24 protein-coding genes are annotated in these 19,941 nt (G+C 72.5%); 10 read left to right on the top strand and 14 right to left on the bottom strand.

Annotation, left to right across the window (positions count from 1 at the left end):
• Window positions 1–75: 75 nt before the first annotated feature.
• From LH62_RS07035 to LH62_RS07025, 3 genes are read left to right on the top strand one after another with little or no spacing between them, the layout of a single operon-like run.
• Window positions 76–1,065, top strand: coding sequence for a tripartite tricarboxylate transporter substrate binding protein (locus LH62_RS07035; RefSeq protein ID WP_043360201.1), 990 nt, complete (start codon window positions 76–78; stop codon window positions 1,063–1,065).
• A 4-nt stretch (window positions 1,066–1,069) separates the two neighbouring features.
• Window positions 1,070–2,404, top strand: a complete 1,335-nt coding sequence (locus tag LH62_RS07030) for an acyclic terpene utilization AtuA family protein (RefSeq protein ID WP_043360199.1) — start codon at window positions 1,070–1,072, stop codon at window positions 2,402–2,404.
• A 2-nt stretch (window positions 2,405–2,406) separates the two neighbouring features.
• Complete coding sequence (locus tag LH62_RS07025) at window positions 2,407–2,718, top strand: hypothetical protein (RefSeq protein ID WP_043360197.1); 312 nt, start codon at window positions 2,407–2,409, stop codon at window positions 2,716–2,718.
• Here LH62_RS07025 and LH62_RS07020 read toward each other — a convergent pair.
• Window positions 2,715–3,869: a homoserine O-acetyltransferase gene (locus LH62_RS07020; protein WP_043360195.1), complete on the bottom strand. Its 1,155-nt coding sequence runs from the start codon at window positions 3,867–3,869 to the stop codon at window positions 2,715–2,717. The two genes, LH62_RS07025 and LH62_RS07020, sit on opposite strands and share 4 nt — an antisense overlap.
• Window positions 3,870–4,025: 156 nt before the next feature.
• On the opposite strand from LH62_RS07020, the gene LH62_RS07015 reads away from it, so the two are divergent.
• The 4 genes from LH62_RS07015 to LH62_RS07000 all read left to right on the top strand — a co-directional run bounded on the left by LH62_RS07015 (window position 4,026) and on the right by LH62_RS07000 (window position 7,487).
• A complete protein-coding gene (locus LH62_RS07015) occupies window positions 4,026–4,874 on the top strand; it encodes a chorismate mutase (RefSeq protein ID WP_043360193.1) in 849 nt (282 codons plus the stop codon).
• A complete protein-coding gene (hisC, locus tag LH62_RS07010) occupies window positions 4,874–5,965 on the top strand; it encodes a histidinol-phosphate transaminase (protein ID WP_043360191.1) in 1,092 nt (363 codons plus the stop codon). The genes LH62_RS07015 and hisC overlap by 1 nt, the downstream gene beginning before the upstream one ends.
• Window positions 5,962–6,849 carry a prephenate/arogenate dehydrogenase family protein gene (locus tag LH62_RS07005; protein ID WP_043360188.1) on the top strand — a complete coding sequence of 296 codons (888 nt, stop codon included), beginning with the start codon at window positions 5,962–5,964 and terminating at the stop codon, window positions 6,847–6,849. Before hisC ends, LH62_RS07005 begins: the two co-directional genes overlap by 4 nt.
• Window positions 6,850–6,974: 125 nt before the next feature.
• On the top strand, window positions 6,975–7,487 hold the full coding sequence (locus LH62_RS07000) for a hypothetical protein (protein WP_201445441.1): 513 nt from the start codon (window positions 6,975–6,977) through the stop codon (window positions 7,485–7,487).
• 15 nt (window positions 7,488–7,502) lie between these two features.
• Here the strand turns inward: LH62_RS07000 and LH62_RS29115 are convergent, their stop codons facing one another.
• From LH62_RS29115 to LH62_RS06980, 5 genes are all read right to left on the bottom strand, one after another.
• On the bottom strand, window positions 7,503–7,616 hold the full coding sequence (locus tag LH62_RS29115; RefSeq protein WP_082012396.1) for a DUF2474 family protein: 114 nt from the start codon (window positions 7,614–7,616) through the stop codon (window positions 7,503–7,505).
• Window positions 7,597–8,625, bottom strand: coding sequence for a cytochrome d ubiquinol oxidase subunit II (cydB, locus tag LH62_RS06995; protein WP_043360184.1), 1,029 nt, complete (start codon window positions 8,623–8,625; stop codon window positions 7,597–7,599). Before cydB ends, LH62_RS29115 begins: the two co-directional genes overlap by 20 nt.
• A 22-nt stretch (window positions 8,626–8,647) precedes the next feature.
• Window positions 8,648–10,078: a cytochrome ubiquinol oxidase subunit I gene (locus LH62_RS06990; protein WP_043360182.1), complete on the bottom strand. Its 1,431-nt coding sequence runs from the start codon at window positions 10,076–10,078 to the stop codon at window positions 8,648–8,650.
• A gap of 91 nt (window positions 10,079–10,169) precedes the next feature.
• The gene (locus LH62_RS06985) at window positions 10,170–10,442 is read right to left on the bottom strand and encodes a hypothetical protein (RefSeq protein WP_043360180.1); all 273 of its coding nucleotides are present in this window, start codon (window positions 10,440–10,442) and stop codon (window positions 10,170–10,172) included.
• A 174-nt stretch (window positions 10,443–10,616) separates the two neighbouring features.
• A complete protein-coding gene (locus LH62_RS06980) occupies window positions 10,617–11,630 on the bottom strand; it encodes a DUF2125 domain-containing protein (RefSeq protein ID WP_043360178.1) in 1,014 nt (337 codons plus the stop codon).
• Between the two features lie 59 nt (window positions 11,631–11,689).
• Between LH62_RS06980 and LH62_RS06975 the strand changes: the two genes are divergently transcribed.
• Window positions 11,690–12,220, top strand: a complete 531-nt coding sequence (locus tag LH62_RS06975; RefSeq protein ID WP_043360177.1) for a gamma-glutamylcyclotransferase — start codon at window positions 11,690–11,692, stop codon at window positions 12,218–12,220.
• A 266-nt stretch (window positions 12,221–12,486) separates the two neighbouring features.
• Here LH62_RS06975 and LH62_RS06970 read toward each other — a convergent pair whose 3' ends face one another.
• Genes LH62_RS06970 through LH62_RS06955 form a run of 4 tightly spaced genes read right to left on the bottom strand, consistent with a single transcriptional unit; the run spans window position 12,487 to window position 15,410 of the window.
• Window positions 12,487–13,245, bottom strand: coding sequence for a 1-acyl-sn-glycerol-3-phosphate acyltransferase (locus tag LH62_RS06970; RefSeq protein WP_043360176.1), 759 nt, complete (start codon window positions 13,243–13,245; stop codon window positions 12,487–12,489).
• On the bottom strand, window positions 13,242–13,859 hold the full coding sequence (locus LH62_RS06965; RefSeq protein ID WP_236552496.1) for a YdcF family protein: 618 nt from the start codon (window positions 13,857–13,859) through the stop codon (window positions 13,242–13,244). Before LH62_RS06965 ends, LH62_RS06970 begins: the two co-directional genes overlap by 4 nt.
• Window positions 13,856–14,734, bottom strand: a complete 879-nt coding sequence (locus tag LH62_RS06960) for an FtsX-like permease family protein (protein ID WP_236552495.1) — start codon at window positions 14,732–14,734, stop codon at window positions 13,856–13,858. Before LH62_RS06960 ends, LH62_RS06965 begins: the two co-directional genes overlap by 4 nt.
• Window positions 14,735–14,744: 10 nt before the next feature.
• The gene (locus LH62_RS06955) at window positions 14,745–15,410 is read right to left on the bottom strand and encodes a cell division ATP-binding protein FtsE (protein WP_043360172.1); all 666 of its coding nucleotides are present in this window, start codon (window positions 15,408–15,410) and stop codon (window positions 14,745–14,747) included.
• Window positions 15,411–15,500: 90 nt separating this feature from the next.
• Between LH62_RS06955 and LH62_RS28130 the strand changes: the two genes are divergently transcribed.
• Entirely contained in the window at window positions 15,501–15,884 is a 384-nt protein-coding gene (locus LH62_RS28130; RefSeq protein ID WP_052213832.1) for a zinc-ribbon domain-containing protein, read from the top strand.
• A gap of 3 nt (window positions 15,885–15,887) precedes the next feature.
• Here LH62_RS28130 and LH62_RS06945 read toward each other — a convergent pair whose 3' ends face one another.
• From LH62_RS06945 to rlmB, 4 genes are all read right to left on the bottom strand, one after another.
• Window positions 15,888–16,478 (bottom strand): LysE family translocator, encoded by a 591-nt coding sequence (locus LH62_RS06945; protein ID WP_052213830.1) that lies wholly within the window; start codon window positions 16,476–16,478, stop codon window positions 15,888–15,890.
• A 52-nt stretch (window positions 16,479–16,530) separates the two neighbouring features.
• Window positions 16,531–16,758: a hypothetical protein gene (locus LH62_RS06940; protein ID WP_043360169.1), complete on the bottom strand. Its 228-nt coding sequence runs from the start codon at window positions 16,756–16,758 to the stop codon at window positions 16,531–16,533.
• Window positions 16,759–16,866: 108 nt separating this feature from the next.
• Window positions 16,867–17,631: a 2-keto-4-pentenoate hydratase gene (locus LH62_RS06935; RefSeq protein ID WP_043360167.1), complete on the bottom strand. Its 765-nt coding sequence runs from the start codon at window positions 17,629–17,631 to the stop codon at window positions 16,867–16,869.
• Between the two features lie 14 nt (window positions 17,632–17,645).
• A complete protein-coding gene (rlmB, locus tag LH62_RS06930; protein ID WP_236552494.1) occupies window positions 17,646–18,425 on the bottom strand; it encodes a 23S rRNA (guanosine(2251)-2'-O)-methyltransferase RlmB in 780 nt (259 codons plus the stop codon).
• A 193-nt stretch (window positions 18,426–18,618) separates the two neighbouring features.
• Between rlmB and LH62_RS06925 the strand changes: the two genes are divergently transcribed.
• Window positions 18,619–19,941 (top strand): rhodanese-like domain-containing protein (locus LH62_RS06925; protein ID WP_201445440.1); only part of this gene is annotated, 1,323 nt, incomplete at its 3' end.

Genomic DNA, 19,941 nt, shown 5'->3' with positions numbered 1-19,941 from the left:
CCAGCCTGAGCCCCTGGGCATTGCCCCGCGCGGCAGGACGCGGTTACTTCTCCCGATTGAAGACGGAGAAGCCGCTTGCCCTTCCTGCCGCGCCGCCGCCTGATCCTCTCCGGCGCCGGGCTGCTCGCCGCCCCCGCCCTCATCCGGCCCGCCGCCGCCCAGGCGGCTTGGCCGGACCGGCCGATCCGCGTCGTCGTCCCCTTCGCGCCCGGCACCAGCACCGACATCATGACCCGGCTGGTTACGCCGCGCATGGGCCAGGAGCTCGGTCAGAGCCTCGTCGTCGAGAACCGGGCGAGCGCCGGCGGCATCGTCGGCTCCGACGCCGTCGCCAAGTCGGCGCCGGATGGCTACAGCCTCTGCATGGGCAGCATCGCCTCGCATTCGGTGAACGCCTCGCTGATGCCGCGCCTGCCCTATGACGTGCTGCGCGACTTCACCCCGATCTCGCTGGTGACCACCGCGCCGAACTTGCTCGTCGTCGGCAACCACGTCCCGGCCAGCAACCTCCAGGAATTCCTCGCCTGGACGAAGACGCAGCGCGGCGGCGCCTCCTACGCCTCGGCCGGCAACGGCACCTCCTCCCATCTCGCCGGCGAGCTGCTGAAGCTCAAGACCGGCGCGGCGCTGGAGCACGTCCCCTACCGCAACGCCCCGCAGGCGCTGAGCGACATCATGGCCGGGCAGGTGGCGATGACCATCTACCAGGTGACGGCGGTGCTGCCGCTGGTGCGCGACGGCCGGCTGAAGGCGCTCGCCACCACCTCCAACCGCCGCCTGCCCTGGACGCCCGAAGTGCCGACGGTCGAGGAGCAGGGCGTCGCCCCCTTCGACGTCGCCGCCTGGCACGGCCTCTTCGCCCCCGCCCGCCTGCCGGCGCCGGTGACGGAGCGCATCCATGCCGCCCTCGCCACGGCGCTCGCCGACCCCGAACTGCGCCCGCGCCTGATCGAGCAGGGGCTGGAGCCGGTCGGCATGCCGCCCGCCGAATTCCGCCCCTGGCTCGAGGCCGACATCGCCAAGTGGCGCGAGGTCGTCCAAACCGCCCAAATCAAGCCGGATTGAAGCCATGGCGCGCAGCATCCGCATCGGCGCCGGGGCCGGCTTCTCCGGCGACCGCATCGACCCGGCTGTGGAGCTCGCCGAGCATGGCGGCCTCCACTACCTGGTCTTCGAATGCCTGGCGGAGCGCACCATCGCCCTCGCCCAGCTCGCCCGACAGCGCGACCCGGATGCGGGCTACGACAAGCTCCTCGCCGCCCGCATCCAGGCCGTGCTGCCCGCCTGCCGCCGCCAGGGCATCCGCATCGTCACCAACATGGGCGCCGCCAACCCCCTCGCCGCCGCCCGCAAGGTGGCCGAGGTGGCGCGCGGCCTCGGCCTCGGCGGCCTCAAGGTCGCGGCGCTCACCGGCGACGACGTGGCCGATGCCCTCCGCGGCACGCAGACGCCGCTCGATGAGGGCGGCACCGTCGCCGGCCTCGGCAACCGGCTGGTTTCGGCCAATGCCTATCTCGGCGCCGCCCCGATCGCCGAGGCGCTGGCCGGCGGCGCCGAGGTCGTCGTCACCGGCCGCGTCGCCGACCCGGCCATGTTCCTCGCCCCGATGATCCGCGAATTCGGCTGGTCGATGGAGGACTGGCCCCGCCTCGGCCGCGGCACGGTGGTCGGCCACCTGCTGGAATGCGCCGGCCAGGTGACCGGCGGCTACTTCGCCGACCCCGGCCTGAAGGACGTGCCCGACCTCGCCCGCCTCGGCTTCCCGCTGGCGGAGGTGACGGAAGACGGCGACGCGCTCCTCACTAAGGTGCCCGGCAGCGGCGGACGGGTGACGCCCGCCACCTGCAAGGAGCAGCTGCTCTACGAGGTCCACGACCCCGCCCGCTACCTGCAACCCGACGTGGCCGCCGACTTCACCGGCGTTCGTCTGGACCCGGCTGGCGAGGACGCCGTCCGCATCACCGGCGGCGCCGGCACCGCGCGCACCGGCATGCTGAAAGTCTCCGTCGGTTGCCATGAGGGCTGGTTCGGCGAGGGCCAGATCTCCTATGCCGGGCCCGGCGCCCTGGCCCGCGGCGAGCTGGCCCGGGCGGTGGTGCGCGAGCGCCTCCGCCTGATCGGCCTGGAGGCCGAGGACCTCCGCCTCAACCTCATCGGCCTGGACGCCATCATAGGCCCCGGCGCGGCGCCTGCGGAGCCGCGCGAGGTCCGCCTCCGCGTCATCGGCCGCTGCGCCAGCGCCGCGGCGGCCGAGCGCATCGGCCATGAGGTGGACAGCCTCTACCTCAACGGCCCGGCCAGCGGCGGCGGCGTGACGACATCGGTGCGCGAGGTGATCGGCATGCGCTCCTGCCTCGTCCCCGCCGCGATGGCCCGCCCCGCGCTGCACTGGCTGGAGGCCTGACGATGCTGCTCCGCGACCTCGCCCATGCCCGCGCCGGCGACAAGGGCGACACCTCTTCCATCGGCGTCATCGCCTACCGCGCCGAGGACTACCCCCGCCTGGAACGCCTGCTGACTCCTGAGCGCGTCCGCGCCCATTTCGCCGGCATCGTCCACGGCGAGGTGCGGCGCTATGCGCTGCCGGGCATCGGCGCGCTGAACTTCGTGATGGAGGGCGCGCTCGGCGGCGGCGTCACCCGGTCCCTCGCACTCGATGCCCATGGCAAGTGCCTGGCCTCGGCGATGCTGGAGATCGAGCTGCCGGACGAGGTCTAAACGCCGAGCCGGTCCGCGCAGCCCGCGAGGAACCCGCCGAGGGCCCGGTGGAAGTCCGGCTCCTCCAGCAGGAAGGCGTCGTGCCCCTTGTCGGAGGCGATCTCGACGAAGCTGACATTCGCCGCCGCCGCATTCAGCGCCCGGACGATGGCGCGGCTCTCCGTCGTCGGGAACAGCCAGTCCGAGGAGAAGGACGCGACGAAGAACCGCGTCCGCGTCCCCCGGAAGGCCGCCGGCAGATCCCCGCCATGCTCCGCCGCCATGTCGAAATAGTCCATCGCCCGGGTGATGGTCAGGTAGCTATTGGCATCGAACCGGCGCACGAAGGTGCTGCCCTGGTGCCTGAGGTAGCTCTCCACCTCGAAGACATCCTCGAGGAAGGTCAGCGCGCTCGCCCCCCGCAGCCGGCGCCCGAATTTCCGCGTCAGCGCCTGCTCCGACAGATAGGTGATGTGCGCCACCATCCGCGCGACGGAGAGGCCCTTGGCCGGCACCAGCCCCTCCTCCCAGTAGCGCCCGCCGCGCCAGTCCGGGTCGGCATGGATCGAGGTGCGCCCGACCTCATGGAAGGCGATGTTCTGCGCGCTGTGATAGGCCGCCGTGGCTACCGGCGCCGCCGCATAGACGGCATCGGGGAAGGTCGCCGCCCATTCCAGCACCTGCATCCCGCCCATCGAGCCGCCAACCACCGCCAGCAGCCGCTCGATCCCGAGGTGTTCCGTCAGCTTCTTCTGCGCCCGCACCATGTCGCGGATGGTGACATTGGGAAAATCCGTCCCCCAGGGCCGCCCCATTGGCCGCCCCTCGGCATCCGTCATCTCCTCGCGCGGCCCGGTGGAGCCCATGCAGCCGCCGAGCACATTGGCGCAGATGATGAAGTAGCGGTCGGTATCGAGCGGCCGCCCCGGCCCGACGATGGTCTGCCACCAGCCCGGCTTGCCGGTCAGCGGCTGCGGCTCGGCCAGGTACTGGTCGCCGGTCAGCGCGTGGCAGACGAGGATGGCATTGCTCCGCGCCGCGTTCAGCCGGCCATAGGTCCGGTAGGCGACGGCCAGCGGCGCGATGGCCATGCCGCAATCCAGCGCCAGCCCCTCGGGGAAGAGGGCGCGCTGGTGGTCCACCTGCGGGAAGGGGGCGACGTGTGTTGACATGGCTTGGGGAGGAATAGGCCCCCCGGCCCGGGTCTTCAACGGTCGGCCTTGGCGGGGCGCCCGCACACGTCCCATGCCGAGCGAGCAAATTACCCCTCCCGGGTTTCCACCCGTCCGGGGTTTGCTCTAAAGCTGCCGGGAACGATTGCCCGGACCATGACCCCCGACACCGCCCTCGACCCCGCCGCGCCCGACCCGCTCGCTGCCGCCCGCGCGGAGATCGATGCGCTGGACGACGCGCTGCACGATCTGGTGATGCGCCGGGCCGATGTCGTCGCCCGCCTCGCCGCCAGCCGCGCCAAGGCCGGCAGCCCGAGCCCACTGCGCCCGGGGCGGGAGGCGATGATCCTCCGCCGCCTGCTCGCCCGCCACCACGGCGCCCTGCCGCCCGAGGCGCTGGTGCGGCTCTGGCGGGAGATTCTCGCCTCCTCCTCCGCCCAGCAGGGTGGCTTCACCGTCGCCGTCTATGCCCGCACCGCGGAATTCGGCCGCGTCGCGCGCGAGCATTTCGGCGGGCTGACGCCGCTCCGCACCCTGCCGACCGCCTCCCGCGCTCTCGCCGCCGTCGCCGCCGGCGAGGCGCAGGTCGCGGTCCTCCCCTTGCCGGAGGAGGCTGAGGCGCCGGAAGAGGCCTGGTGGATGAGCCTCGACAGCCCGCGCCTCCAGGTCATCGCCCGGCTGCCCTTCTACGCCAGCGGCCCTGACCGGCGGCCCGAGGCGCTGGCCATCGCCCCCGGCGCACCGGACCCGAGCGGCGCCGACTGCTCCCTGCTGCGCATCGAGGCGATGGAGGAGCGCAGCCGCGCCCAACTCGCCGGCGCACTCACCGCCGCCGGCCTCGCCCCCCGCATGATGCAGCTCCGCCGCGACGGCGGCGTGCTGCGCGCCCTGGTCGAGGTCGATGGCGTGCTCGAGGCGGGCGACCCTCGCCTCGCCGCCCTGCCCGTCGACCGTGCCCTGCCGCTGGGCTTCTACGCGGTGCCCGAGAGAGGAGACATCGGCTGATGCCCACCCTGCTGCCCCGCCCCTCGATCCTCTCGATCGAGCCCTATGTCGGTGGCGAGTCGAAGATTCCGGGCGTCAACCGGATCATCAAGCTCTCCTCCAACGAGGGCGCCTTCGGCGTGCCGCCCGGCGCCCAGGCCGCCTATGCCAAGCTGGCCGGGGAGCTGCACCGCTACCCCGATGGCGGCAGCACCGCCCTCCGCCAGGCCATCGCCACCCGCTACGGCCTGGACGCCGATAAGGTCGTCTGCGGCAACGGCTCCGACGAGCTGATCGGCCACATCATCATGGCCTATGGCGGCGAGGGCACGGAGCTGGTGATGAGCGCCCATGGCTTCGTCATGTACGACATCGCCGGCCGCTATGCCGGCTGCCGCATCATCAAGGTGCCGGAGCGCAACCTGACCGCCGATGTCGACGCGCTGCTCGCCGCCGTCGGCCCCCGCACCCGGCTGATGTTCCTGGCCAACCCGAACAACCCGACCGGCTCCATCCTGCCGCAGTCGGAGATCGAGCGCCTGCACGCTGGCCTCCGCGAGGACGTGCTGCTGGTGCTCGACAGCGCCTATGCCGAATACGTCACCCGCCCCGACTACGACCCGGGCGTGGCGCTGGTCGAGGCCGGCACCAACACCATCATGACGCGCACCTTCAGCAAGGTCTTCGGCCTCGGCGGCGTGCGGCTCGGCTGGACCTATGCGCCGCCGCACATCACCGACGTGCTGAACCGCGTCCGCGGCCCCTTCAACGTCAACGCCCCCGCCATGGCCGCCGGCATCGCAGCCCTCGCCGAGCACGGCTGGGTGGAGAAGTCCGTCGCTCACAACAGCGAGTGGCGGGCGAAGCTCTCCGACGGGCTGCGTGCCGCGGGCATCACCGTCCACCCGAGCGAGGGCAATTTCATCCTCGCCGATTTCGGCACCGCCGAGCGCGCCAAGGGGGCGGATGCCGCGCTGAAGTCGCGCGGCCTCATCGTCCGCGCCATGGCGAGCTACAGCCTGCCGCAATGCCTTCGCATCACCATCGGCACGGCGGAGGAATGCGGGATGGTGCTCGACGCGCTGACGGGCTTCATGCACGGCACCAAATGAGCGAACCCCTGTTCCGGCGCCTCTGCCTCATCGGCGCCGGCCTCATCGGCAGCTCCATCGCCCGTCTGGCGCGGGAGCGGGACGACATCGCGGAGACGATCGTCGCCCATACCCGCAAGCCGGAGACGCTTGAGCGCATCCGCGAGCTCGGCTTCGCCGATGTGGTGGAGGCGGATGCCGCCCGCGCCGTCGAGGGGGCGGACTGCGTCATCCTCTGCGTCCCCGTCGGCGCCTATGCGGGCGTGATGGCGCAGATCGCGCCGCATCTCGCGCCCGGCTGCATCCTCACCGATGTCGGCAGCACCAAGGGCAGCGTCATCCGCGACCTCGCGCCCCTCCTGCCGCCGGGCATCCACCTCGTCCCCGCCCATCCCATGGCCGGCACCGAGCATTCCGGCCCCGATGCCGGCTTCGCCGCGCTCTTCGAGGGCCGCTACACCATCCTCACCCCGCTCCCCGACGGCGACCGCGCCGCGACGGAGACGGTGGCCGAGCTCTGGCGCCGCGCCGGCTCCACGGTCGAGAGCATGGATGCCGCGACGCATGACAAGGTCGTCGCCATCGTCTCCCACCTGCCGCACCTGATCGCCTTCACCATCTGCGGCACCGCCGACGACCTGGCGGAGGAGACGCGCGAGGCGGTGCTGAAATTCGCGGCCAGCGGCTTCCGCGACTTCACCCGCATCGCGGCGAGCGACATCGACATGTGGCGCGACATCTTCCTCAACAACCGCGATGCCTTGCTGGAGATGCTCGCCCGCTTCACCGAGGACAGCCACGCCCTGGCCCGCGCCGTTCGCTGGGGCGAGGCGGATTTCATCGAGGACCGCATCCGGCGTGGGCGCCGCATCCGGCGGGGGCTGATCGAGCGGAAGCAGGCGTGAGGGTGGAGGAGGCCGGGCCGCGAGCGGCGTCGGGCCTCGCAACCCTTGCACACGAGTTCGCTGCGGAGCTTGGCGCGGCCATCCAGGCGATGGAGGCTGCGCGCCCATGCTTTGCACGAGATGACGTGACTGACTGGCTGTGCAGCCATGGGACTGGAATGGTCGCGCACTCTCTGTCCCGTGCCGCCACCGTCGCCGCAAACATGGCATTGATGCGGATCTGGTGCCCATCTGGAGACGCATTCAGCGTCGAGAAGCTCAGCAGAGCTATCAAAGCCGAGCCGAATCTCTCTCAGGAGCAGTTGCACAGGCTCCGCGAGGCTACGAAGCGCGACAAGGCAACTCGGGACTCAATCTCGGTTCTTACTCAATGGCGATCCAAGCGGATTGCTCACAGAGTATCTGACTATATCGCAGAGCAAGAACCCATCGCCGGCAGGGCGGCGCAGGCGGATTTCGACAGGGTGGTCGATCACTCGCTGAAGATACTCGGCGTGCTACGCGAGACGCTGCCGGCGGCACAACTGCCGGACCTAGAACGTATGAAGCAGGATTGGAGCAGGCAGGCTCAAGAATTCTGGCGCATGCTCCAGCCGCCGATTCCGCCATCCTTCGTAAAAGAGGTACTGGGCCGCTAGCCCTGCTGGCCCGCCTCACAGCGCCTTCATCATCGCCCTGAGCAGCATGGCGACGGCTCCCACCGTCACCACCCCCGCTGCCCAGAGCCCGAGGAACCACAGCCAGCGGCTAATGGTAGCCCTCGCCATGCTTCACCTTCCCCCGGAACAGCCAATAAACGTAGCCCGTATAGGCCAGGATGATCGGGATCAGCACCGCCGCCCCCACCAGCAGGAAGAGCTGTGAGTCCCGTGGCGCCGCCGCATCCCAGATCGTCAGCTCCGGCGGCACGATCATTGGCCACATGGAGATGCCGAGTCCCGTATAGGCGAGGAAGAACAGCCCGAGCGCACAGAGGAAGGGCAGCCCGTCCCGCCAGGGGTGCCCATCCGTCTCCCTCAGCGCCTTGAACATCCGCCATCCGAGGAAGACCACCAGCACCGGCACCGGCAGCGCCGCCAGGATCGCCGGGAAGGCGAACCACCGCTCCCGGAATTCCGGCTGGAGGAAGGGCATGATCGCGCTCACCAGCGCGATGAGCAGGAGCGTCAGCACGCCGAGCCGCCGCGCCAGCCCGCGCGCCTGGTCCTGCAACTCGCCCTCGGTCTTCCACACCAGCCAGCAGGCGCCGAGCAGCCCGTAGCCCACCACCAGCGCCGCGGCGGTGAGGCAGGAGAAGGGCGTCAGCCAGTCCCACCAGCCGCCGGCATAGGCGCGCTCCTCCACCTCGATCCCCTGCACGAAGGCGCCGAGCGCCAGCCCCTGGCAAAGCGTCGCCGCATAGCTCCCCCAGGAAAAGGCGCGGTCCCAGGCGAGGCGCTGCCCCTCCGTCTCCGCGCGGAAGCGCATTTCGAAGGAGACGCCGCGGAAGATCAGCGCCAGCAGCATCAGGATGATCGGCATGTAGAGCGCCGGCATGATGGTGGCATAGGCCAGCGGGAAGACGGCGAAGAGCCCCGCGCCCCCCATCACCAGCCAGGTCTCGTTCCCGTCCCAGACCGGCGCGATGGTGTTGACCGAGACGTCACGGTCCTCCTGCCCCCGGATCCAGGGGAAGAGGATGCCGACGCCGAGGTCGAAGCCGTCCATGCAGACATAGAGGAAGACGGCGGTGGCGATCAGGAAGGCCCAGATCGTCGCAATGGTCTCGGCACTCATGGGCTTGCCTCCGGCAAGACGCTCATTCCGCAGGCTCCGGATGCCGCGCCGGCGGCCGCTGCGCCGAGGGCGCGGGCGTGATGCCGGCGGTGCGGATCGGCTGGTCGTCCCGCGGCCCCTCCTCATGCGGCAGCGGCGGCTTGCCCAGCAGGCGGAACAGGTACCACATGCCCGCGCCGAAGACGCAGAAGTAGACGACGACGAAGGCCGCCAGCGAGGCCGCGACGGCCGGCGCCGCGATCGGGCTCACGCTCTCCGCCGTCCGCATCAGCCCATAGACGGTGAAAGGCTGCCGCCCCGCCTCCGTCGTGATCCAGCCGAAGGTGACGGCGACGAGGCCGGACGGCGCCATCGCCACCGCCCATCGCTGGAACCAGGGCGTATCGTAGAGCCGCCCCCTGAACCGCAGCCAGAGCGAAACCGCCCCCAGCGCGATCATCAGGCAGCCGATGCCGACCATGATGCGGAAGGACCAGAACACCAGCGGCACGTTGGTCGGCCGCTGGTCGGGCGGGAAGTCCTTGAGGCCCCTGATCTCGCCATCCAGGCTGTGCCGCAGGATCAGGCTGCCGAGATAGGGAATCTCGACCCGCATCCGCGTCTCCTCCCGCTCCATGTCCGGCAGGCCGAACAGGATCAGCGGCGCGCCGCGCTGCGTCTCCCAGTGCCCCTCCATGGCAGCCACCTTTTGCGGCTGGTAGTGCAGCGCCCAGAGCCCCTGCATGTCGCCGAAGACGGCCTGCGCCGGCGCCACCGTCGCCGCCATCCACATCGCCATGGAGAACATGATCCGCGCCCGCTCGTTGGCCCGGTCGCGCAGGATGTGGAAGGCGCCCACGGCGCCGACGATCATCGCCGTCGTCAGGTAGGCGCCGGTGATGGTGTGCAGGTAGCGGAAGGGGAAGGAAGGGTTGAAGACGATCTCCCACCAATCCGCCGGCAGGAAGCGCCCGTCCGGCCCGATGGTGAAGCCCGCCGGCGTCTGCATCCAAGAATTCGCCGAGAGGATCCAGAAGCCCGAGATCAGCGTGCCGATGGCCACCAGGCTCGTCGCCGCGAAATGCAGCCCCTTGCCCACGCGCCCCAGCCCGAACAGCATCACCCCGAGGAAGCCTGCCTCGAGGAAGAAGGCCGTCAGCACCTCATAGCCCATCAGCGGCCCGAGCACCGGCCCGGTACGGTCGGCGAAGACCGACCAGTTGGTCCCGAACTGGTAGGACAGCACGATGCCGGAGACGACGCCCATGGCGAAGTTCACGGCGAAGACCTTCAGCCAGTAGCGGAACAGGTCGAGATAGGCCGCCCGCCCGGTCCAGAGCCACAGCCCCTCCAGCACCGCGAGATAGCTGGCGAGGCCGATGGTGAAGGCCGGGAAAAGGAAGTGGAAGGTGACGGTGAAAGCGAATTGGATGCGAGCCAGCAGCAACGCATCCGGCAGGGCATCCCACAGCATCGGCCTGGTCCTTATCCCGCCCTCGGCCAGGGGAGCCCCAGCCGAGGGAACGGCCGCAGCGCCATGCTGCGCTGCACCGCAACCTCGGAAATCAGGCTGCCATTTTCAAGGCGGAACCGGCATCGACCCGCACGTCCATCACCCCGAGCACCTGCCCGAGATTGCCGGCGACGAGATGCACCATCTCCTCTGGCATCGCATCGAGCACCAGCTCCACTTGCATGTCGTCGCCCTCGCGCCGCGCCGTCATGGCATCGGCGGTCAGGTCACGCTTGGCGAGCGGCTGCAGCAGGCGCGGCAAGAGGCCGGGGCTGCTCTCGGCGAGGACGGAGAATCGGACGGTGACGAGGGTGGAGGTGCACATGGGATCGGCTTCCGGACTGGCGTGTGGGTGGGCGGGATAACCCGGCGGCGCGGACGCGCCGTACCCACGGCGCGGCTCAGGCTGCCGGGCCGGTAATTCGCGCAGTACGAAAGAAGCGATTGTGCATCGGGGCGAAGCCTAGCCCATCGCCCGCCCCCTGACCACCCCCTTATGTCACGGCCACTCCCAGGCCTCGATCCGCCCCACCGCCATGCCGGCAATGCCGAGCCGCTGTCGCTCCAGCGTCACCGGCACCTCGATCCGCGGCGGCCCGCCCTCCGGCGGCACGCGGGCCAGCATGCCGAGCATCACCCGCGCCATTCCCACGCCGCGCGGCGCCACCACCCCGGCGCCGGCCAGCGCATCCAATGCCGCCTCCGCTCCGGTGAGCCGCAGCGTGCCCGCTCCCATGGGCTGCAAGGCCTGATCGAGCGAGAGGGTCGCGGCCAGCACCGCCGTCGCCGGCCCCCAGGCGAGATCGAGCCTTTGCAGCGCCAGCGTTCCCCCACCATCCCGCCAGGCAGTCGCCCGCGCCCGCGGTCCGCCCGGCGGCGGCACCGGCCCGGTCAGCACCGCCTCCAGCCCGGCCCTTTCCAGCCGCCGGCCGAGCCCGGCCACCTCGACCGGCAGATCGACCCCGTCGGTCCTGCCCCGCAGCACCAGCGCCGCCTCGCCCTCGGCGGCTGCTTCCCGGGTTTCCAGATCGAGTCGCAGTCCCGCCAGGCCGAGCATCCCGGCCCGCAGCCCGCCCCCCTCGATCACCGCCTCGCTCGGCAACGCCCGGCGCTCGACCGGCAGGCTGGCGGTCAGCCGCTCCGCCGTCACCGGCCATTCCCGGGCGCCGAGGCGCAGCCGATGCTCACCCGACAGTCCGACCTCCAGCCGCCTCGGCCGAAGCAGGGCGATGGCGAGGTCGAGCGATGGCGCCCGCCACTCCATCCCCTCGGAGACCAGGCGGAAATCCGGCACGCGCAGCCGCACGGCGAGCGGCCAGCCACCGCGCACCGGTGCGCCATGCTGCACCACCCACCCCTCGGCCCGCCGCGCCGTCGCCCAGCCGGCGAGCCCGGCCTCCATCTGCCCCGCCATCCAGCGCCACAGCACCACCTGCCCCAGTCCGAGCAGAAGCAGCAGCGCCAGCCCCCCGAGGAGGAGGCGGCGCGGGAAGGAGTTCGACTTGGCTGGCATGATGCCCGGCGCTATACCGCGCCCTCACGCGGCACGCGAATGCCGAGCGCCGGACCCGCATGCCCGACCCCATCCACGTCTTCGCCTATGGCTCGCTGATCTGGCGCCCCGGCTTCACCTACGAGGCCCGGCATCCGGCGCTGCTGCGCGGCTTCCATCGCCGCTTCTGCCTCACCAGCCGCTACTACCGCGGCACGGCGGAGCAGCCCGGCCTGGTGCTCGGCCTCGACCGCGGCGGCGCCTGCCGCGGCGTCGCCTTCACCGTGGCGGCGGAGGCGGCGGAGGCGACGCTTGCCTATCTCGACGCGCGGGAGAACGTCGCCGGCGAGATCGTCTATACCCGCCGCCCGCTGCCCATCCGCCTGCTCGACAGCGGCCGCGTTGTCCAGGCCGTCACCTATGTCGCGGACCGTCGCCACGCCGCCTATTGCCGCCCGGCACCGGAGGCCGCCGCCGCCGCCATTGCCCGCGGCATCGGCCAGGCGGGGGCGAATCGGGACTACCTCATCAACACGGTGTCCCATCTCCGCGACCTCGGCATCCGCGACGCCGCGCTCGACCGCATCGCCGCCCTGTTGCCCCCGGACTAGGACATGATCGCAGGAGGCGTGGCTCATGCGCCCGGGCAGCAAGCCCAGGAACAAAGCATCCACACATCTCCCAAACCCTTCAATTTGCGCCCGAATCATTGCCGGGCCTCGGGAGGCGGCCAGGGGACGCCTTGTGGCTATCTCGCGGAATATCCACCTATATCAATGACTTAACCTGTGCAATGTGCGGTGGATGAGTGGCGCTGCACAGCCCCCATCCGTGGAAAAACCCCGCCCGGGCAGCAGCTTGCGGCTCCTGGCTGGCCTCACGGCGCAGCGGTCGGCACCAACTCATCCACGGCTTTATCCACAGGCCCGGCGGCCATCAGCCGCTCCGTCTCCCGCTCGATGCCGGCCTCCAGCTCGCGCATCAGCACCGGCCGTGGCAGCCCCGCCGGCAACGGCGGCAGCACGGAGATCGAGATCACCCCCGGCCGCTTGCGGAAGGCCCGCCGCCCCCAGAGCCGCCCGCTGTCGGTCGCTACCGGGATCACCGGCAGCCCCGTCGCCGAGGCCAGGGCCGCGATCCCCGGCTGGTAGGGGCTGTGCTGCCCCGGCGCCACCCGCGTCCCCTCCGGGAAGATGACGAGCTGCCGCCCCGCCGCCATCGCCGCCTTGCCGTCCTTCAGCAGCTGCCGCATCGCCGCCCCGCCGCCCTCGCGGTCCACCGGGATCATCCCTGCCTTGGCGACGAGGAAGCCGTAGAACGGGATGCGCAGCAGCTCCTGCTTCAGAACGTAGCAGCAGCGCGGCACCAGCAGCAGCCAGACAATGGTGTCGAGCGCCGACTGGTGCTTGGCCGCGATCAGCGCCGGCCCCTGCTGCGGCAGGTACTCCTGCCCGGTCACATGCAGGCGGATGCCGCAGATCAGCCGCAGCTCCTGCACCACCAGCCAGGCCCAGAAGCGGATCACCGGCATGGTCCAGCGGCCCGGCGCCAGCAAGACAGGCGTGGCCAGCACGGCGACCATCGCCGTGCTGGTGAAGAAGGCAAGGTTGAACAGGACGGAACGAAGCCAGGTCATCGCGGCGGATCCAGGGGAAGGCCGAGCCAGTAGGGCAGACCGGCCCAGGCGGCGAGCAATTTCAGATACTCGCCCACCAGCAACGACCAGGTTCGCGCCCGCCCGCCCGCCGCCGGGTCGCGCAGCCGGGCCGGCACCACCGGATGGGCGACCAGCTCCACCTCCGGCAGGCGCCGCCGCAGCTCCAGCAGCGCCCGCGGCATGTGATACCCCGCCGTCACCACCCGCAGGGAGCGGATGCCCGTGGCCCGTGCCCAATCGGCGATCTCGGCGGCATTGCCGCGGGTCGTCGTCGCCCGCGGTCCGAGGCTGACGCGCTCGCCCAGCGCCTCCGGCTCCAGCGCCGCCAGCCGCGCCAGATCGGCCAGCGTCACCTGCGGATGCACACCGGACACGAGCAGATGCTCTGCCCGCCCCTCGCGCAGCAGATGCAGGCCGGTCTCCACCCGCTCCGCCCCGCCGGTCAGCACGGCGATGCCATCGGTGTGCCGCTCCGGCTCGCCCGGCCCATGCGAGACCATGACCAGGAACCCGCCGAAGCCGAGCGCCAGCAGGGCGAAGCCCAGCACCGGCGCCAGCACCAGCCAGCGCCGCCGGCGCCGCCCGCCGCTCACGGCAGCCGCCGCAGCCAGCGCCGCACCGTCGCCTGCGCCGTCAGCCAGCCGAGCGCCGCGCCGAGCAGCGGCAGCAGGGCGAGCGCCCCCCAGGGTACGCTCTCCCAGGGCAGCCCCGCCAGCGACCCGGCCGGCACCCGCCCGAGCAGCGGCGCGGCCAGGTCGGCGAAGCCCGCCAGCACCGGCGCCGCCAGCAGCGTCCCGAGCAGCGCCCCGGTGCCCACCAGCAGCCCGGCCCGCCCGGCGAAGCGCCCGGCGATGTCGGCATCCGTCGCGCCCATGTCGTGCAGCAGGGCGATCGCCGCCCGCCGCGCCGCGATCCCCGCCCGCACCGCTACCGCGACCACCGCCGCCGCGATCCCCGCCACCAGCACCAGCGCCGCGAGCGCCACTGCCTGCAGGCTCCGCGCCAGCGCCACCAGCCGCGCCACCCAGACGCCATGCGACTCGACGACGCCGCCCGGCACCGCCGCCGCGATCTGCTCCGCCAGCGCCTCGGGCGAGGCCGGCAACTCGGCCAGCCGCAGCTCGATGACCAGCGGCAGCGCGACGGCTGGCGCCTCGCCGAGCCAGGGCCGCAGCAGCGCCTGCATCCGCGCCTCGCTCATCAGCCGCGCCCCGGCCACCTCCGGCAGCGCCTCGAGTGCCGCCAGCGCCCGCTCCAGCCGTCCGCCCGAGGCCGCGCCCGGCGGCAGCTGCACCGTGACCGCCGCTGCGGCGCCTGTCTCCCACCGCGCCGTCAGCTCCGCCGCGCCCTGCGCCCCGGCCAGGGCGAGCGCGGCCAGCAGCGCCATCGCCGCGACCAGTGCCGGCAGCAACCGGTCCGACAGCGCCCGCCGCAGCCCGAGCGGATCCCGCCCCCGGCTGCGCCTCACCCTTGGCGGTCTAGCCATGCGCCACCAGCCGCCCCTCGCTCATGCGCAGCGCCGGCGCCGGGTGTTCGGCGACCAGCCCCTCCGCATGCGTCGCCACCACCACCGTGGTGCCGAGCCGATGCATCTCGCGCAGCAGCGCCAGCACCCGCCGCGCCTGCGCGCCGTCGAGATTGCCCGTCGGCTCGTCGGCGACGAGCAGGGCAGGGCGCGTCACCACCGCGCGGGCCAGCGCCACCCGCTGCTGCTCGCCGCCCGAGAGCGTCGCCGGCAGCGCCCCCGCCTTCCCGTCGAGTCCCGTCCAGCGCAGCATCTCGGCCACGTCGGCCCGCAGCTGCGCCTCCGCCCGCCCGGCGATGCGCATCGGCAGCGCCACGTTGTCGAAGACGGTGAGGTGCGGCAGCAGGCGGAAATCCTGGTAGACCACGCCGATCCGGCGCCTGAGCCCCGGCAGCGCCCCGCGCCGCAGCCGGGTGAGGGGCTGGCCGAGCACCTCCACCTCGCCCCGGCTCGGCCGCAGGGCGAGATGCATCAGCCCGAGGATCGAGGACTTGCCCGCGCCCGACGGCCCGAGCAGCCAGTGGAAGCTGCCCTGCGGCAGGGCGAAGCTGACATCGCGCAGCACCTCCGGCGCTGGCCCGGACCCGTATCGCAGCCCGACATCATCGAAGCGCACCATGGGGCCGGACAATGCCGCCGGCGAGGCGGCGCGCCAAGGCCCGTACGGGCGCTTGCGGCGCGGGCAGGGGGGCCGCACATTACGGCCCCGATGCGCATCCTCTGCCCCCAGTGCCAGGCCGCCTACGATGTCCCCGAGAGGTTGATCGCCGGCGGCCGCCTGCTGCGCTGCGTGAAATGCCGGCACGAATGGCGCGAGGAGGCCGAAGCGCCGCCGCCACCCGCGCCCGAGCCGGCACCGGAACCCGAGCCCCCGCGTCCCGTGCCGCCGCCGATTCCGGCCCAGCACCGCGCTCACCAGCCGATCGACCCGCCCCGCCCGTCGCGCCGTCCTGGCCTCGCCCTTGCCGCCGCCTGGGCCGCCTCCGCCCTGGCGCTGGCCGGCCTCGCCACCGCGCTCCTGGCCTATCAGGCGCCGATCACCGCCGCCTGGCCCCCGGCCGCGCGCCTCTACGTGCTGCTCGGCAAGGCCTGACCCCTACCGCAGCAGCGGCCCGACCAGCAGCAGCATGCCGAACCCCGCCACCGCCGTCGCCCCGACCCGCGGCACCACCCCGGCGATGCCCCGCCGCGCCGCCGCCTGCCCCAGCACCGCGCCGAGCCCGATCCACGCCACCGCCACCGAGGCCAGCAACGCGACGAAGCCGAGCATGTAGGGCAGCACCGGCACCTTGCCGAAGGGCAGGATGCCGAGCGCGAAGACGATCGCCTTCGGATTGAGCAGGGTGGTGACGAACAACTGCCCCGGCCGCACCAGCCCTGCCCCGGCCACCGTGCCGACCATCCCCTTGGCGCCCTGCCGCCACAGGCGCCAGGCCAGCACCAGCAGATAGGCGCCGACCGCGGCCCGCAGCGCCGCCGCCAGCAGCGGCTGCCCGGCCATCACCGGCCCCAGCACCAGCCCGAGCGTCAGGATGGCGATGCAGTACCCCGCCGCCTCCGCCGGCACGAGCGCCAGGGAGCGGCGCAGGCCCACCATCGCCCCCGAGGTCGCCAGCAGCGTATTGGTCGGCCCGGGCGTCGCCAGCACGGCGAGCACGGCAAGGGCGAAGAGCAGCGGGTCAACCATGGGTCCTCGGGCAGCAATGGCCCCAGCCGCTTAGTCCGGCCCGCGCTCCGGCTCAAGCATGGCCGATGGGCCCGAAGGCATCCTGGCTGGTCGCCGTCACGACTGCGGCGAAGAGGCGCAGCGCCTCCGGCCCGCCACGATCGGTCAGCGTGCCGTGTTCCATCTCCAGGGCGAGGAGCCTGGCGTGTTCGGCCAGGGTTTCGGTGGCACGACGCAGCGCCTCGCGCGAGAGGGCGAGTTGCAGGTCGTCGGTCAGCAGATTCCAGTCGGCGGGCGGCATGGGGTTTCCCGATCCCTGTCGCCGTCCTGGCGGAAGCCACTACTACGCCGCCACATGGCGGCACCGTCATCATGCCCCACCCTGGTTAACCGCCCCTTGCCACCGGCATCACGTCAGGCGGAGCCGCGCCTCGCCCAGCCCCTCGAAATCGGCGACGACCTCGCAGGGACCCTCCAGCCAGACCGGCAGCGTCACCGAGCCGAGCCAGACCACCTGCCCCGCCCGCAACCCGCCGAAGGCCCGGGCCGCGCCGGAGCCCGCCAGCCAGGCCAGCGCCTCCAGCGGATGGCCGAGCAGCTCCCGCCCATGCCCCTCCGCCACCACCTGCCCGCCGACATGGAAGCGGCCGCGCACCGCCGCGAGGTCGATCCCCCGCCAGCCCGCAATTGGCGCCCCGATCACGCCCGAGGCATGGAAGACCCGGTCGGCGATCAGCGTCGGCGTCCCCAGCTCCACGAGGTCGCCATAGCGCCGCTCGACGATTTCGATGGCCGGGAACAGCTCCGCCACCGCCTCCGCCGCCTGCGCCCGGGTGCAGGGCCCGGCCGGCAGGTCGCGCCCGAGCCGCACCCCGATCTCGCATTCGACGCCGGGAGCGACGAAATCCGCGAATCGGAACTCCGTCCCGCTCGGATTGACGCTCGCCGCCGTGACGAAGCCCGCGGCCGGCCCGCCGAGGCCGAGATACTCCTGCATCTTCCGCGTCGTCGCGCCGATCTTGAAGCCGGCCGGGGGCAGGGCGCCCAAGGCCTCCGCCACCTCGCGCTGCACCGCATAGCCCTCGGCCTCGGTGCCGGGTGCCGCGGCGCCGAGCGGCGCCAGCACCCGCCGCGCCCGTCCCGCCTCGAGAATCGCCTCCGCCGCCGCGCCCATCGCCTTCCTCCGTTTTATTTCCGGCCCAATTCGTAGAGCGCCACCGCCGCCGCGGCGGAAACGTTGAGGCTCTCCATCTCCGGCGCGATGGGCAGGCGGCAAAGCTCGTCGCAGCCTTCCCGTGTCAGCCGCCGCATCCCGTCGCCCTCGGCACCGAGCACCAGCGCCACCCGCCGCCCGCCAAGGCCCGACTGCGCCAGCGTCACCGGCGCCTCGCCCGCCAGCCCGACGACCCAGAGCCCCGCCTTCTTCAGCTCGTCGAGCGCTCGGGCGAGGTTCACGACGCGCACCACCGGCACAATCTCGAGCGCGCCGGAGGCGGCCCGCGCCAGCGCCCCCGTCTCCGGCGGCGCGTGCCGGTCCTGCATCACCAGTGCCGAGGCGCCGAAGGCCGCGGCCGAGCGCAGGATCGCGCCGATGTTCCTGGGGTCCGTCACCTGGTCGAGCACCAGCACCGGCCCGGTGCCATGCTCCACCGCCCGGTCGAGGGTCAGGTTCGGCAGCGGCTCCACCAGCAGCGCCGCACCCTGGTGCACCGCATCCTCCGGCAGGAAGGTGGCGAAGCGCCCGCGTTCCACCCGCTCCGGCGCCACCCGCCAGCGCCCGTCGAGCCGCGCTGCCAGCGCCGCCTCCGCATCCTCCGTCACCAGAAGGCGCTTGAGCCGCCGCGCCGGGTTGGCGAGCGCCGCCGCCACAGCGTGCAGCCCGTGGAGCCAGAGGCCGCCGGCTCCCCCACGTGCCTCCGGCTGGGGCGGACGGCGGGGGGCAGGCGGGGTCTGGCTCGATCGACGCATGGGCTCATTTGGCCCGCGCCCGTGTTGCTGTCCACTCCTCCGCGCCATACCCTTCGCCGCGGGAAACGCTTCGGCCGAGGCCCGCTCTCCGACCGGCCACCCATGACCGTCCTGCCCGAGGGGGCGGCCGGGTGGGGGAGCAGGCCGGTGCCGCCATGGAGGCGAAGCCTCCATCACATATGGGACTCCGCGCATGAGGACGATCACCCCCGCCACCCTCAAATCCTGGATCGGCGACGGGCAGGAGCTTGCCATCCTCGATGCGCGGGAGGATGGCGAGTTCGGCCGCTCCCACCTGTTCTGGGCCAATCCCTGCGGCCTTTCCCGCGCCGAGCTGCGGGCGCGCGCCATCCTCCCCCGCCTCGCCACCCGCATCGCCTGCGTCGATGGGGGCGAGGGTGGCCTCGCCGAGCGCCTCGCCGCCTACCTGGAGGGCATCGGCTGCACCGACGTCTCGGTCATGGAGGGCGGCACCCCGGCCTGGGAGGCCGCCGGCTACGTCCTCTTCTCCGGCGTCAACGTGCCCTCCAAGGCCTTCGGCGAATGGGTGGAGCACCACTACCACACCCCCTCCATCGACCCGGCCGAGCTGCAGGCGATGCGCGAGGGCGGCGAGCGCATGGTCATCCTCGACAGCCGCCCCATGGAGGAGTTCCGCCGCATGTCCATCCCCGGCGCCATCGACGTGCCGGGCGGCGAACTGGTCTACCGCATCGGCGACATCGCCCCCGACCCGCAGACGACGATCGTGGTGAATTGCGCCGGCCGCACCCGCAGCATCATGGGCGCCGAGAGCCTCCGCAGCGCCGGCCTGCCGAACAAGGTCGTCGCGCTGCGCAACGGCACCATGGGCTGGGAGCTGGCCGGCTTCGCCTGCGAAACCGGCCGCACCGACAGCTACCGCCCCGGCACGCCTGAGAGCCTGCCGACCGCGCTCGCCCGCGCCACCGCCTTCGCCGAGCGGGCCGGGGTGAGGACGCTCCGCAGCACTGGCCTCCCCGCGCTGCTCGCCGACCCGGCACGGACCACCTACCTCCTCGATGTCCGCGACCCGGCGGAGTACGCCGCCGGCCACCTCGCCGGCAGCCGCAGCGCCCCCGGCGGCCAGCTCGTCCAGGCGACCGACCAATGGGTCGCCGTCCGCGGCGCCCGCATCATCCTCGTCGACGACACCGGCGTCCGCGCCCGCATGGCCGGCGGCTGGCTTCGCCAGCTCGGCCAGTGGGAAGTCTACGTGCTGGAGGACGGCCTCACCGGCCCGCTCGAGACCGGCCCCTGGCGCCCGGCCTGCCCCGAGGCCGATTCCATCCGAGCGGAGGCCGTCACCCCCGCCGAGCTCTCGGCCCTGCTCGCCGAGGGCGGCGCCCAGGTCGTCCAGCTTTCCCGCTCCATCGACTTCCGCGAGGCGCATATCCCGGGCGCGCTATGGGGCGTCCGTACCCGCCTCAGCACGCTTGCCCCGCGCCTCGCGGCCGACCGCCCGATGGTGGTGGCGGCGCCGGAGGAGGCGGTCGCC

It is taken from the genome of Belnapia sp. F-4-1, assembly GCF_000802185.1.
In the GTDB taxonomy this organism is placed as follows: Bacteria; Pseudomonadota; Alphaproteobacteria; order Acetobacterales; family Acetobacteraceae; genus Belnapia.
This window is presented reverse-complemented; position numbering and strand designations above follow the sequence as displayed.

Excerpts from the sequence above, each read along its gene's own strand:
- LH62_RS29115 (WP_082012396.1), bottom strand. The coding sequence starts at position 7,616 with ATGGCGAGGGCTACCATTAGCCGCTGGCTGTGGTTCCTCGGGCTCTGG.
- LH62_RS06975 (WP_043360177.1), top strand. The coding sequence starts at position 11,690 with ATGCCCGACCCCATCCACGTCTTCGCCTATGGCTCGCTGATCTGGCGC.
- LH62_RS28130 (WP_052213832.1), top strand. The coding sequence starts at position 15,501 with ATGCGCATCCTCTGCCCCCAGTGCCAGGCCGCCTACGATGTCCCCGAG.
- LH62_RS07020 (WP_043360195.1), bottom strand. The coding sequence starts at position 3,869 with ATGTCAACACACGTCGCCCCCTTCCCGCAGGTGGACCACCAGCGCGCC.
- LH62_RS07025 (WP_043360197.1), top strand. The coding sequence starts at position 2,407 with ATGCTGCTCCGCGACCTCGCCCATGCCCGCGCCGGCGACAAGGGCGAC.
- LH62_RS06990 (WP_043360182.1), bottom strand. The coding sequence starts at position 10,078 with ATGCTGTGGGATGCCCTGCCGGATGCGTTGCTGCTGGCTCGCATCCAA.
- LH62_RS07030 (WP_043360199.1), top strand. The coding sequence starts at position 1,070 with ATGGCGCGCAGCATCCGCATCGGCGCCGGGGCCGGCTTCTCCGGCGAC.
- LH62_RS06970 (WP_043360176.1), bottom strand. The coding sequence starts at position 13,245 with ATGACCTGGCTTCGTTCCGTCCTGTTCAACCTTGCCTTCTTCACCAGC.
- LH62_RS06940 (WP_043360169.1), bottom strand. The coding sequence starts at position 16,758 with ATGCCGCCCGCCGACTGGAATCTGCTGACCGACGACCTGCAACTCGCC.
- LH62_RS07015 (WP_043360193.1), top strand. The coding sequence starts at position 4,026 with ATGACCCCCGACACCGCCCTCGACCCCGCCGCGCCCGACCCGCTCGCT.
- rlmB (WP_236552494.1), bottom strand. The coding sequence starts at position 18,425 with ATGCGTCGATCGAGCCAGACCCCGCCTGCCCCCCGCCGTCCGCCCCAG.
- LH62_RS06985 (WP_043360180.1), bottom strand. The coding sequence starts at position 10,442 with ATGTGCACCTCCACCCTCGTCACCGTCCGATTCTCCGTCCTCGCCGAG.
- LH62_RS06955 (WP_043360172.1), bottom strand. The coding sequence starts at position 15,410 with ATGGTGCGCTTCGATGATGTCGGGCTGCGATACGGGTCCGGGCCAGCG.
- LH62_RS06980 (WP_043360178.1), bottom strand. The coding sequence starts at position 11,630 with ATGCCAGCCAAGTCGAACTCCTTCCCGCGCCGCCTCCTCCTCGGGGGG.
- cydB (WP_043360184.1), bottom strand. The coding sequence starts at position 8,625 with ATGAGTGCCGAGACCATTGCGACGATCTGGGCCTTCCTGATCGCCACC.
- hisC (WP_043360191.1), top strand. The coding sequence starts at position 4,874 with ATGCCCACCCTGCTGCCCCGCCCCTCGATCCTCTCGATCGAGCCCTAT.
- LH62_RS07005 (WP_043360188.1), top strand. The coding sequence starts at position 5,962 with ATGAGCGAACCCCTGTTCCGGCGCCTCTGCCTCATCGGCGCCGGCCTC.
- LH62_RS06935 (WP_043360167.1), bottom strand. The coding sequence starts at position 17,631 with ATGGGCGCGGCGGCGGAGGCGATTCTCGAGGCGGGACGGGCGCGGCGG.
- LH62_RS06945 (WP_052213830.1), bottom strand. The coding sequence starts at position 16,478 with ATGGTTGACCCGCTGCTCTTCGCCCTTGCCGTGCTCGCCGTGCTGGCG.